This window comes from Psychromonas sp. KJ10-10, assembly GCF_047323245.1.
Lineage (GTDB): Bacteria > Pseudomonadota > Gammaproteobacteria > Enterobacterales > Psychromonadaceae > Psychromonas.
Map to the genome: position 1 here is coordinate 1 of NZ_CP178826.1, position 12,612 is coordinate 12,612.

10 protein-coding genes, 1 tRNA gene and 3 rRNA genes are annotated in these 12,612 nt (G+C 40.5%); 3 read left to right on the forward strand and 11 right to left on the reverse strand.

Features of this window, described 5'->3' with window-relative positions; all coding sequences use genetic code 11:
• The 5 genes from rrf to gmhB all read right to left on the reverse strand — a co-directional run bounded on the left by rrf (window position 1) and on the right by gmhB (window position 6,325).
• Window positions 1-109: ribosomal RNA gene (gene rrf / locus ACLKMH_RS00005) — 5S ribosomal RNA — on the reverse strand.
• A 145-nt stretch (window positions 110-254) separates the two neighbouring features.
• A 23S ribosomal RNA gene (locus tag ACLKMH_RS00010) occupies window positions 255-3,143 on the reverse strand.
• Window positions 3,144-3,581: 438 nt separating this feature from the next.
• Window positions 3,582-3,657, reverse strand: a tRNA-Glu gene (locus ACLKMH_RS00015).
• Window positions 3,658-3,728: 71 nt separating this feature from the next.
• A 16S ribosomal RNA gene (locus ACLKMH_RS00020) occupies window positions 3,729-5,274 on the reverse strand.
• Together the 16S, 23S and 5S rRNA genes with 1 tRNA gene alongside form the textbook arrangement of a ribosomal RNA operon.
• A 547-nt stretch (window positions 5,275-5,821) precedes the next feature.
• Window positions 5,822-6,325, reverse strand: a complete 504-nt coding sequence (gene gmhB / locus ACLKMH_RS00025; RefSeq protein WP_413700354.1) for a D-glycero-beta-D-manno-heptose 1,7-bisphosphate 7-phosphatase — start codon at window positions 6,323-6,325, stop codon at window positions 5,822-5,824.
• Window positions 6,326-6,394: 69 nt separating this feature from the next.
• Between gmhB and rcsF the strand changes: the two genes are divergently transcribed.
• Window positions 6,395-6,778 carry an Rcs stress response system protein RcsF gene (rcsF, locus tag ACLKMH_RS00030; protein ID WP_413700355.1) on the forward strand — a complete coding sequence of 128 codons (384 nt, stop codon included), beginning with the start codon at window positions 6,395-6,397 and terminating at the stop codon, window positions 6,776-6,778.
• Window positions 6,771-7,466: a tRNA (N6-threonylcarbamoyladenosine(37)-N6)-methyltransferase TrmO gene (tsaA, locus tag ACLKMH_RS00035; protein ID WP_413700356.1), complete on the forward strand. Its 696-nt coding sequence runs from the start codon at window positions 6,771-6,773 to the stop codon at window positions 7,464-7,466. The genes rcsF and tsaA overlap by 8 nt, the downstream gene beginning before the upstream one ends.
• Window positions 7,467-7,469: 3 nt before the next feature.
• On the opposite strand, the gene ACLKMH_RS00040 is transcribed toward tsaA, so the two are convergent.
• Both ACLKMH_RS00040 and ACLKMH_RS00045 read right to left on the reverse strand, forming a co-directional pair.
• The gene (locus ACLKMH_RS00040) at window positions 7,470-7,685 is read right to left on the reverse strand and encodes a DUF5610 domain-containing protein (protein WP_413700357.1); all 216 of its coding nucleotides are present in this window, start codon (window positions 7,683-7,685) and stop codon (window positions 7,470-7,472) included.
• 14 nt (window positions 7,686-7,699) lie between these two features.
• Entirely contained in the window at window positions 7,700-8,047 is a 348-nt protein-coding gene (locus tag ACLKMH_RS00045; protein ID WP_413700358.1) for a DUF5610 domain-containing protein, read from the reverse strand.
• Between the two features lie 280 nt (window positions 8,048-8,327).
• On the opposite strand from ACLKMH_RS00045, the gene ACLKMH_RS00050 reads away from it, so the two are divergent.
• On the forward strand, window positions 8,328-8,705 hold the full coding sequence (locus ACLKMH_RS00050) for a DUF3461 family protein (protein ID WP_413700359.1): 378 nt from the start codon (window positions 8,328-8,330) through the stop codon (window positions 8,703-8,705).
• Between the two features lie 87 nt (window positions 8,706-8,792).
• Here ACLKMH_RS00050 and ACLKMH_RS00055 read toward each other — a convergent pair whose 3' ends face one another.
• The 4 genes from ACLKMH_RS00055 to ACLKMH_RS00070 form a co-directional block, all read right to left on the reverse strand.
• Entirely contained in the window at window positions 8,793-9,779 is a 987-nt protein-coding gene (locus tag ACLKMH_RS00055; protein WP_413700360.1) for a Gfo/Idh/MocA family protein, read from the reverse strand.
• Between the two features lie 98 nt (window positions 9,780-9,877).
• Window positions 9,878-10,864: a 2-hydroxyacid dehydrogenase gene (locus ACLKMH_RS00060; RefSeq protein WP_413700361.1), complete on the reverse strand. Its 987-nt coding sequence runs from the start codon at window positions 10,862-10,864 to the stop codon at window positions 9,878-9,880.
• Between the two features lie 516 nt (window positions 10,865-11,380).
• Window positions 11,381-11,503: a hypothetical protein gene (locus tag ACLKMH_RS00065; RefSeq protein WP_413700362.1), complete on the reverse strand. Its 123-nt coding sequence runs from the start codon at window positions 11,501-11,503 to the stop codon at window positions 11,381-11,383.
• 271 nt (window positions 11,504-11,774) lie between these two features.
• A complete protein-coding gene (locus ACLKMH_RS00070) occupies window positions 11,775-12,461 on the reverse strand; it encodes a heavy metal response regulator transcription factor (RefSeq protein ID WP_413700363.1) in 687 nt (228 codons plus the stop codon).
• Window positions 12,462-12,612 lie beyond the last annotated feature (151 nt).

The following is a 12,612-nucleotide window of genomic DNA, read 5'->3' on the forward strand; positions in this document are numbered from 1 at the left end:
GATGACCTACTCTCACATGGGGAAACCCCACACTACCATCGGCGCAACTGCGTTTCACTTCTGAGTTCGGAATGGGATCAGGTGGGACCACAGTGCTATTGTCGCCAAGCAAAAACTTAATTAAGAAAGCTGTTTTTTTGTTCTTTTTATAATCTGCAATGTCGTAAAATATGTTTATCACAAACGTATTTTTGTTGATGAACTATCATCATCTCTTGGAACAATCTCTAACACTTAAAATGCTTAGAGTTTGTATGGTTAAGCCTCACGGGTAATTAGTACAAGTTAGCTCAATACATTACTGCACTTACACACCTTGCCTATCAACGTTGTAGTCTCCAACGGCCCTTTAGGGAGATTAAATCTCCAGTGAGAACTCATCTTGAGGCTCGCTTCCCGCTTAGATGCTTTCAGCGGTTATCGATTCCGAACGTAGCTACCGGGCAATGCCATTGGCATGACAACCCGAACACCAGCGGTTCGTCCACTCCGGTCCTCTCGTACTAGGAGCGGCTCCTCTCAATTCTCAAACGCCCACGGCAGATAGGGACCGAACTGTCTCACGACGTTTCTAAACCCAGCTCGCGTACCACTTTAAATGGCGAACAGCCATACCCTTGGGACCGACTTCAGCCCCAGGATGTGATGAGCCGACATCGAGGTGCCAAACACCGCCGTCGATATGAACTCTTGGGCGGTATCAGCCTGTTATCCCCGGAGTACCTTTTATCCGTTGAGCGATGGCCCTTCCATTCAGAACCACCGGATCACTATGACCTACTTTCGTACCTGCTCGACGTGTCTGTCTCGCAGTTAAGCTGGCTTATACCATTGTACTAACCTCACGATGTCCGACCGTGATTAGCCAACCTTCGTACTCCTCCGTTACGCTTTGGGAGGAGACCGCCCCAGTCAAACTACCCACCAAACAGTGTCCCAAACCCCGATTCAGGGGCCATGGTTAGAACTCAAAACATACAAGGGTGGTATTTCAAGGTTGGCTCCAACAAATCTAGCGACCTGTCTTCAATGCCTCCCACCTATCCTACACATGTAGGCTCTAAGTTCACTGCTAAGCTGTAGTAAAGGTTCACGGGGTCTTTCCGTCTAGTCGCGGGTACACAGCATCTTCACTGCGATTTCAACTTCACTGAGTCTCGGGTAGAGACAGCATGGCCATCATTACGCCATTCGTGCAGGTCGGAACTTACCCGACAAGGAATTTCGCTACCTTAGGACCGTTATAGTTACGGCCGCCGTTTACCGGGGCTTCGATCAAGAGCTTCGACATAAGTCTAACCCCATCAATTAACCTTCCGGCACCGGGCAGGCGTCACACCGTATACGTCATCTTGCGATTTAGCACAGTGCTGTGTTTTTAATAAACAGTTGCGGCCATCTGGTATCTTCGGCCTCTAACAGCTTAGAGAGCAAGTCTCATCACCGTCAAAGGCGTACCTTCTCCCGAAGTTACGGTACCATTTTGCCTAGTTCCTTTACCCGAGTTCTCTCAAGCGCCTTGGTATTCTCTACCTGACCACCTGTGTCGGTTTGGGGTACGATCCTTTATTATCTGAAGCTTAGAGACTTTTCCTGGAAGTATGGCATCGATGACTTCAGTACCTTAGTACCTCGACATCGTGTCTCAGTATATAGTGACCCGGATTTACCTAAGTCACCTACCTACACACTTGAACCTGGACAACCATCGCCAGGCCCACCTAGCCTTCTCCGTCCTCCCATCGCAATAATAAAGGGTACGGGAATATTAACCCGTTTCCCATCGACTACGCCTTTCGGCCTCGCCTTAGGGGTCGACTCACCCTGCCCCGATTAACGTTGGACAGGAACCCTTGGTCTTCCGGCGGGGAGGTTTTCACCTCCCTTATCGTTACTCATGTCAACATTCGCACTTCTGATACCTCCAGGATGGTTTACACCTTTCCCTTCGACGGCTTACAGAACGCTCCTCTACCACGCGTATAAATACGCGTCCGCAGACTTCGGTGATATGTTTAGCCCCGTTAAATCTTCCGCGCAGACCGACTCGACTAGTGAGCTATTACGCTTTCTTTAAATGATGGTCGCTTCTAAGCCAACATCCTAGCTGTCTAAGCCTTTCCACATCGTTTCCCACTTAACATATACTTTGGGACCTTAGCTGGCGGTCTGGGTTGTTTCCCTTTCCACGACGGACGTTAGCACCCGCCGTGTGTCTCCCATGATTGCACTTGTTGGTATTCGGAGTTTGCATAGGGTTGGTAAGTCGGGATGACCCCCTAGCCTAAACAGTGCTCTACCCCCAACAGTGATACATGAGGCGCTACCTAAATAGCTTTCGAGGAGAACCAGCTATCTCTTGGTTTGATTGGCCTTTCACCCCCAGCCACAAGTCATCCCCTAATTTTTCAACATTAGTGGGTTCGGTCCTCCAGTTGATGTTACTCAACCTTCAACCTGCTCATGGCTAGATCACCAAGTTTCGGGTCTAATCCCAGCAACTATTCGCCCAGTTAAGACTCGGTTTCCCTACGGCTCCCCTAAATGGTTAACCTTGCTACTGAAATTAAGTCGTTGACCCATTATACAAAAGGTACGCAGTCACCGAACTAAGTCGGCTCCTACTGCTTGTACGTACACGGTTTCAGGTTCTATTTCACTCCCCTCACAGGGGTTCTTTTCGCCTTTCCCTCACGGTACTGGTTCACTATCGGTCAATTAGGAGTATTTAGCCTTGGAGGATGGTCCCCCCATATTCAGTCAGGATTTCTCGTGTCCCGACCTACTCGTTTTCACTAAGTAGAAGTTTTTGTGTACAGGACTATCACCTTGTACCGTTGCACTTTCCAGAGCATTCCACTAACTTTTATCTAGCTTAAGGGCTGGCCCGATTTCGCTCGCCGCTACTTTCGGGATCTCGGTTGATTTCTTTTCCTAAGGGTACTTAGATGTTTCAGTTCCCCTCGTTCGCTTCCATATGCTATGTATTCACATACAGATGACACTAAGTGCCGGGTTGCCCCATTCGGAGATTCCAGGATATAACGCTTGTTATCAACTCCCCTGGACTTATCGCAGATTACCACGTCCTTCATCGCCTCTAATTGCCTAGGCATCCACCGTGCACGCTTATTCACTTAACCATACAAATTCTAAGAATTTTAAAATAATTATTGTTTGTAGGTTGTTTCCAAGACGCTTGCGATCCTCATATTTTACTATGAAAAACACTTACGTTTTTCGTGCACCTAGAATCAATAATAAATTACTAACTCGTAGATACGTACAAACTGCAAATCACTTACGTGAATTACAGCTGTTTTTATTTTGCTTGATTACAGTATCTAACTTAACTTAAACGTTATTTTAAATACTGAGAACAATTTACATTTCATAAATGAAATGTAAAATTTCGTTTTATTTACCACACCAATCAACACCTAAGTGTCATTGTTATTGTGCGATAAATAAGAACTTTATCAGCTTTCCTAATTGTTAAAGAGCAGTGTTTACTTATGTTTCAAAGAAAAGCACTTTATAAGTATTGGTACTTATAAAATATCTTTCTACGTCAGAGAAGTTGGTATCCCCAAGGGGATTTGAACCCCTGTTACCGCCGTGAAAGGGCGGTGTCCTAGGCCTCTAGACGATGGGGACATAAGACTTCTTCTGCGCTTTATCATTCTAATCAAACAATCTGTGTGGGCACTAATAGCAGTTTCTTTACGTAAGGAGGTGATCCAGCCCCAGGTTCCCCTAGGGCTACCTTGTTACGACTTCACCCCAGTCATGAACCACACCGTGGTCATCGCCATCCCCGAAAGGTTAAGCTAATGACTTCTGGTGCGACCCACTCCCATGGTGTGACGGGCGGTGTGTACAAGGCCCGGGAACGTATTCACCGTGGCATTCTGATCCACGATTACTAGCGATTCCAACTTCACGGAGTCGAGTTGCAGACTCCGATCCGGACTACGACAAACTTTATGAGATTCGCATACCCTCGCAGGTTAGCAACCCTTTGTATTTGCCATTGTAGCACGTGTGTAGCCCATCCCGTAAGGGCCATGATGACTTGACGTCGTCCCCACCTTCCTCCGGTTTATCACCGGCAGTCTCCCTAAAGTTCCCGGCATAACCCGCTGGCAAGTAAGGATAAGGGTTGCGCTCGTTGCGGGACTTAACCCAACATTTCACAACACGAGCTGACGACAGCCATGCGAGCACCTGTCTCAGAGTTCCCGAAGGCACTCATCAATCTCTTGGTGATTCTCTGGATGTCAAGGGATGGTAAGGTTCTTCGCGTTGCATCGAATTAAACCACATGCTCCACCGCTTGTGCGGGCCCCCGTCAATTCATTTGAGTTTTAACCTTGCGTACCGTACTCCCCAGGCGGTCTATTTAATGCGTTAGCTTTGAAACCCACGGCATATAGCCACAAACTTCTAATAGACATCGTTTACTGCGTGGACTACCGGGGTATCTAATCCCGTTTGCTCCCCACGCCTTCGCGCCTCAGTGTCAGTCTTTGTCCAGGTGGTCGCCTTCGCCACTGGTATTCCTTCAGATCTCTACGCATTTCACCGCTACACCTGAAATTCTACCACCCTCTACAAAACTCTAGTTAACCAGTTTCAAATGCCGTTCCCAGGTTGAGCCCGGGGCTTTCACATCTGACTTAATTAACCACCTACGCGCGCTTTACGCCCAGTAATTCCGATTAACGCTCGCACCCTCCGTATTACCGCGTACTGCTGGCACGGAGTTAGCCGGTGCTTCTTCTGTGGGTAACGTCACAGATATTAGTTATTAACTAATACCCTTTCCTCCCCACTGAAAGTGCTTTACAACCCGAAAGCCTTCTTCACACACGCAGCATGGCCGCATCAGGGTTTCCCCCATTGTGCAATATTCCCCACTGTCGCCTCCCGTAGGAGTCTGGACCGTGTCTCAGTTCCAGTGTGGCTGGTCATCCTCTAAGACCAACTAGGGATCGTTGCCTTGGTAAGCCATTACCTTACCAACTAGCTAATCCCACTTGGGCCACTCTTTACGCGCAAGGCCCGAAGGTCCCCTGCTTTGGTCCGAAGACATTATGCGGTATTAGCAGTCGTTTCCAACTGTTGTCCCCCACGTAAAGGCATGTTCCCAAGCATTACTCACCCGTCCGCCACTCGTCATCTTCTAGCAAGCTAGAAATGTTACCGTTCGACTTGCATGTGTTAAGCCTGCCGCCAGCGTTCAATCTGAGCCATGATCAAACTCTTCAATTTAAAGTTTAATTTGCATCACTATTACTAATGAATGCTGACTCAATATTACTGACTAAAACTTCTCGCCAACTATAAATAGTTAACAAGCTGTTATTCTGAATTAATGAATTAATTCGTGTGTCATTGATATTGATTCTTTTTGTCCCGAAGGACTATTTTGAAATCTACTATCAATGCTCACACAGATTGTTTGATTAAATTGTTAAAGAGCGAGCCTTTCGGCGAGGTGCGTATAATACGCTAACCTTGAACCTTGTCAACATTTTATTTTAAATTACTTTAAACTTAAAAGTTGTTGCAAACTCAGTGAGTTTGCTGGCTCCAGACGATCAAAAACTTACGTCAGTCGTTGTCTGTGGATGCGCATTATAGGGATTGAGATCTCATTGGCAAGCATTTTTTCAATAAAAAGAGGTTATTTTTGGCATTAATTTTTATACCTGTTTTAGCCACAACTTACCCACAGGAAAACTGCAGTTACCCACAGATTTATTATAATGATGAAACTAATGTTGCTAAATCTTCATAGATTGCATCGGCAAGTGTTTCACCTTGTTTCTGTGATTTCTTTACCTGTTCTTACAAGATAATTATATTTCACACCCGCATTTATGCCCGCTTGTATATCAGAAACCTTATCTCCTACTAGAATAGATTGAGAAAGATCGATACCTAACTCTTTCACTGCATCATTAATCATCCCAGGATTAGGCTTGCGACAATCACAATCCACTTTATATTCTCCTAAGCCATGTTCAGAATGATGAGGACAATAATATATGCCATCTAAATCAACACCACGATCTGCGAGTGACCAATCCATCCACTCAGTCAGAGTATGAAATTGCTCTTCAGAAAAATAACCTCGCGCAATACCCGATTGGTTAGTTATCACTACTAATAGGTAGTTTTGTTTTTTTAGTTCCTGTAGAGCCTCAATAACGCCATCAATAAATTCAAAATCATCAACAACGGAAACATATCCATTATCGACATTTATTACGCCATCTCTGTCGAGAAAAATGGCACGTTTACCGTTACTTGCTGTCATACTTTTTCCTTAATTTATTAGTCAATGCTATTATTGTTTTCTTTCTTCTATTATTAAAGAGTATTTTTGATGAAATTTGCATTAGGTTATATTCCTTTACTTACAGCTCTTTTTTTAACAGGCTGTAGCCACTATCAATTTTCTTCTAACCTAGATAAGAAAAATTTTGATGATTATTTTAAACCTTCACAGGTCAGCATATATTCAAAATCAGAACTGCAAAATTTGAATTATAAATTATTAGGCGCGGTTGAAGGTAGTAGTTGCCAGCAGGATAGTAAAGATATTCCAGCAGATATGAAAGAAGCAAAAACAAATGCTCGTATCAATGTCGCTAATATGAATGCAAACGGTATTGTTTTCCAGTCCTGTGTTGACTTCGAGGCAGATCAAACTTGCCTATCTAATGTTATTTGTTATGGTCGCGCAATTGATGTATTAGAAAATGAATAATTTTTCAATCTCTCCCATAGCAATTATTCACTCGCCCTATAAGGAAAAATTTGCTGTTCCAAGGCAACCTGGTCTAGTACCTAGCGCACATGCTTTACTTGAAATACTTACTCCTTATGATGATATCAATGCATTTTCGGGGTTAGAGGAGTTCAGCCATTTGTGGCTAATGTTTGTTTTTCATAAGAATCCCCAAACTGAAAAGTTCCAACCAATGGTGCGACCACCTCGTTTAGGTGGTAATAAACGAGTTGGCGTATTTGCTACTCGTAGCCCTAATCGCCCCAATCCAATCGGTTTATCATTGGTTGAATTTCATGGTTTACTTCAAAAAGATAAAAAACTCTATTTACAACTAAGCAATATTGACCTAGTTGACGGAACACCTATTGTAGATATAAAACCTTACATTCCCTATGCCGATTCAAAAGAAAATGCTATCGCAGGTTTTGCACAACACACGCCTGAAGTTGACATTAAGACAGTTAATTTTTCTCAACAAGCGGAAAGTATTATTAATGAGGAGCAAAAACAATTAATCATAGAAGTATTAAAGCAAGACCCACGTCCTGCTTATAAGAAGATAAAAGCTGATGATAAAATTTATGCCATGCACCTTGATGAATTTAATATTTCATGGCAAGTAACGAATAATATTATTAGCGTTAATAATATCTCGTTAATATAAAAGCTATATAGCCTCTGGCTCACTTGTATCCTGTTTATATTTATCAACAAAATTTGTCAGGCCTTGTTGAACTAACTCATAGGTTTTTTCAATATTAGAGGCCACGTCCCCCTCCAGAACATTTAAACCAGTTAATACTTCTTTTGCTTCACTAAACCCTTGTTCAATACCACCGCCAATCACCTCAATAAATTTAGATAAGGCTTCTTGTTCTTCCATTTCAGGGTTTTGTTTCAGATAAAGGGGAAAAAGTTAGTACTAAAAGCAACGATTCGCTCAGCAGTTGCTTCAGGACTCACATCCAGTCCCTCATCAGCACTTTGTTCAATAGTTTTGTCTACACCTAAGGCTTTTAATGCTTCATTAATTCCTTCTAATGCGGTTTTTAATAATAAGCTTTGAGGTTGATTAGCAATACTACCCTCATATTTTATGGTGGACTCGAGGATGGAAGCATTTAGTAATTTTTTATTAGTAACAGAAATAGGTGCTTGTACATTATCTGTTTTTGTATCATCTTCCTTAGTAGCAGAAGGAACATCTTGGCGAAGGGATTTAACAGAAGAAATATTGCTGTCCATAACGTCTCCTTAAATAAAAAATTATTAATACAATTGGTTGATCAATTTAAGTTAATAAAATGAGATCAAAGATTTATTGAGTTGGTATAATTTATCGGCAGGTTTCATCAATACTTTAATTAATTTAATTTCACCTGCATTAAATAGTTACTGACTTAAACAAATACAACAGTAAGATCAATATACTAAATCTAACTTAATGTTTATATTGAATTTACATTCAAAAGAAGCTACAAATAGTAATGTACATTACATTTATAACTACTGCAGAGGAGAATTTATGGAAAGTCATCTAAATAGTATTGGTATTCGACATCTTAAAGACATAATTCGCTACAGTCTTCGTCAAGAAGGCGAAAATGATATTTTAAAAATCTACTTTAAAAAGCACGACCGAGAATTACTTGCCCGAAGCAGTAAATTCAAATTTCAACGTCAACAGAAAACGGTCAGTGGTGGTGCGAGAGGAGATAGCGTAACTAATTTATCGGAAATTAACCCGAAATTACGTAATATCATTACCGAGTTAGATGCTTTAGCTGTTGAAGCGAAAAAAGAAAAAGAACTAAAACATCAGTTATTAAGCGATTTGAAACACCTTGAAAGCGTTATGACTAATAAAATAAAAGAAATGGAAGAAACAATAGCTAAACTATAACGTTTTTATCATCAATAAAATATAGTGTCATTTCAGTCAGTCTGAACTAATACCCGAAAGGAAATGACACAGATTTTTCTTCAATATTTAACTGTAATAATCTTCCAGTAAAGAATCTATTACTAGAGATGTTCTTAATGCTGTCTCACCGGTACTAGGACATTGCCCAGAACCATTAAGCTGATCAGCAATAGTTTGTATAAGTGGTTGTTGAACGTGCTCTGGATTAGGTAAATCCCATTCCTGTCGCCCTTCTTGTCCTTCATAAATCAAATGTTGATGTGCAAATACAGCAAATTCAAGACGTCCTCGATCACCAATTATTTCAACCCGATCCTCTTTGACTTCATCTGCGACGGTAAAATCCCATAAGCCCGTACCAATCACACCACTTTCAAATTCAAAGGAAGTCGCAACACCATCTTCAGCTTTATATTTCCCCGCTCGATTGACGGCAAAACCACGTGGATTTTTTATTGGGCCTAAAATCCAATCAAGGATATCTAATTGATGGCACCCTAAATCCATAAATAACCCACCACCAGCAATTTCCGGGTTAAGTCGCCACGGAAGATGAGTATCTATATCTTTTGGTAAAGATTCTCTGATAGATAAGATCATGCTTCTTGGAGTGCCTATTTTCCCTTCTTCAATCAAGGCTTTAATTTTAGCAAAAAGAGGTAGTCCTCGACGATAATAGGCAACAAAAAGGGGGACGTCATGATCTTTACAAGCCTCAATCATCTCATACAGTTCAGCACTATTCATCGCAGGTGGTTTTTCAACATAAACCGGCTTACCCGCTTTAGCCACTTTAAGCGTATATTCTTTATGAGATTCTGGCGACGTAGCGATATAAACACCTTGCACGAGCGGATCATCAATCAAGTTATCCGCATTATCGTACCAGGTTGGAATGTCATGGCGTTGAGCATAATCTTCAGCTTTTTTAGCATCTCGCCTCATACAAGCAACAACCGAAGAACCAGAAGCTTTGCGTAAACCTGGACCACTTTTGATCTCGGTAACATCACCGCATCCTAAAATTCCCCATTGAAAACTTTTATCTTTCATTCTATATACAACCTTTGATTAAAATCTATCGCGCTATGGCAAAAGGAACTATAACTCAACGGAGAAAATTTCCGTTTTTAATTCAAGCAACACATTAATTAAATGCGGTTTGGACTATCGTCACCCGCTTGTAAACATAACAGATTATCGATAGTGGTCTGTGCGATACTGTCTAAAGCTTCATGGGTTAAAAATGCTTGATGGCCTGTGAATATAACATTATGACAAGCGGATAAACGTCGGAAAGTATCATCATTAATAATTTCGCTAGAATGATCACTAAAGAAGAGATTTTCTTCTTCTTCATAAACATCCAAACCTAAACCACCAATTCGACCTGATTTTAAAGCTTGAATAGCATCTTGAGCATTTAATAAAGCGCCACGACTGGTATTAATGATCATCACACCATCTTGCATTTTATCAAAGCTTTGTCGGTTTAATAAATGCTTATTGGCGTCCGTTAATGGACAATGCAGGCTAATAATATGACTCTTTTCATATATTTCATCTAGCTCTACATATTTAGCCCCTAACTCAATTGCTTGCTCTGATGGGTAAGGATCATAGGTTAAAATATTGCAACCAAAGCCCTTAAAAATTCGCATGCTAGCAATACCAATTTTACCAGAACCGATAATGCCTACGGTTTTACCGTGTAAATTAAAACCAACCAATCCATCAAGTGCAAAATTTGCATCTCGGGTTCGCTGATAAGCTTTGTGGATGCGTCGATTTAACGTCATTAACAAAGTCATGCTATGTTCTGCAACAGCTTCAGGTGAATAGGCTGGAACACGAACAATATCAAAATTTAAACGCTTTGCGGTAGCCAAATCAATATTGTTATAACCCGCACAACGCATCGCAATAATTTTTATACCAAGTTCAGCAAGCTTAGTGAGTACAGCTTCAGACAGGTCGTCATTTACAAAGGCGCAAATTGCATCAAACCCCTTCGCTAAGATTGCTGTATTAATATTCAATTGTGTATCAAAATATTTAAAAGTAAGTGGCACCTGTTTTAATAAGAGAGTGAAATGGTCGGTGTCATAATTTCTCGCACTAAACATTGCAATTTTCATTCAATAAACTCCAAAATTATAGTCATATCACGGTCAATAATTTTATACTAAAGCGAATTAATGACAGCAAAAGAAATACCATAACATGGGTATTTTGAAATAGGCAATAATGATCTGAGTAGTGATAATCCAATAACTTCTTTATGCCTATGTAGCACCTAAAAAACTTATCGGGGATATTAATAATGTAGCTATAGGGATTAGAACAATAATTTAGGTATGAATTTAGCTCAGGAAAGAAACCATTTTATGAGTGCGAATATTTTTTATACCCGCACTCTCTATTAAACAATCTTAGTCAGCCATATCAAAAGTTACACTTATATTCACTAAACCTGTATAAGATAACTCGCCGTTAGCATTCATTTTTTCTGCAACGGTTACGTAAGAACCTTCATTTAAAGAAAGGTCACGTGGGTTATCAAGCGAAATATGCCCTAAGTCATTATTGAGTTCAATCGCAGAATCAGCTTTTAATGTTTGTAATTTATCAAGTGCTAATTCGTATGCAATATGCTAGCTACTTACTTCTGCAGTTGGTATAACACGTGTTGTTTGTGTTGTTGTTGCAAATGCTTGAGTGCTTAAAATTGCCATAGTTGATGCGATAAGTGCTACTTTAGTTTTAGTCATGTTCATTGTGTACTCTCTTATTTATAAGTTATTAAAATTCCAATTGGAACCTCGTTTAAGATGTCCCCTGTTTCTATGGACTTATAATACGACAGCCTAGATGACCTAAAACAAACGCTAAAATGACACTTTTGTCATAATCAAAAATACCCTTTAATTATTACTTGATATTGTTTCCCTGCAATAAAAAAGCTACGTAATGAAACTTCATTGCGTAGCTTTAGTGAATAATTTACCGTTTTTGTTCAGAAAAATTGTTTATCAATATCACTGATTTTTATTCTTTATCCATAACATCAAGTACATAACCCATACCACGGATGCTATGAATTAATTTTGGCTCAAAAGGTTTATCTACTTTATTACGTAAACGCCTAATAGCGACATCAATGACATTAGTATCACTATCAAAATTCATATCCCAAACCTGAGAAGCAATTAACGTACGGCTTAATACTTCCCCTTTGCGTTGCATCAATAATTCTAATAATGAAAACTCTTTTGCTGTTAAAGTAATAGGTTCATTATCTCGATAAGCTCGGCGACGAAGTAAATCTAATTGTAAATTTTCGATACGTATACTTGTATCATTATCCGCCGATTGATTATTTCTTTTGAGAATATTACGAATACGTGCCAACAGTTCAACGAAGGCAAAGGGTTTCACCAAGTAATCATCGGCGCCCAATTCTAGCCCTTTTACTCGATCTTCTATCTGATCCCGCGCTGTTAGCATTAATACGGGAATGTTAACTTTACTGCTACGTAATGTCTGTAAAACCTGCCAACCGTCAAGTTTAGGTAACATGACATCGAGAATAATAAGGTCATATTCTTCACTCATCGCCTGATGCAACCCATCGAGACCATTATCTGCTAAATCAACAGTAAAGCTTGACTCTGTTAAGCCTTTCTTGAGGTATTCTCCGGTTTTTACTTCGTCTTCGACAATTAATAATTTCATTGCTTTCTCGTTGTAATTTAAAATAGTGATTTAAAGTAGTGAGCAATACTATGGGCCAAAGTTGGTTAATAATGGGTAAATAAATCAATAAAAATCGAATTTGGAAACAACAAAGAGTTTTGCTAATTACCGTTTAAAGCAACACTTGAGT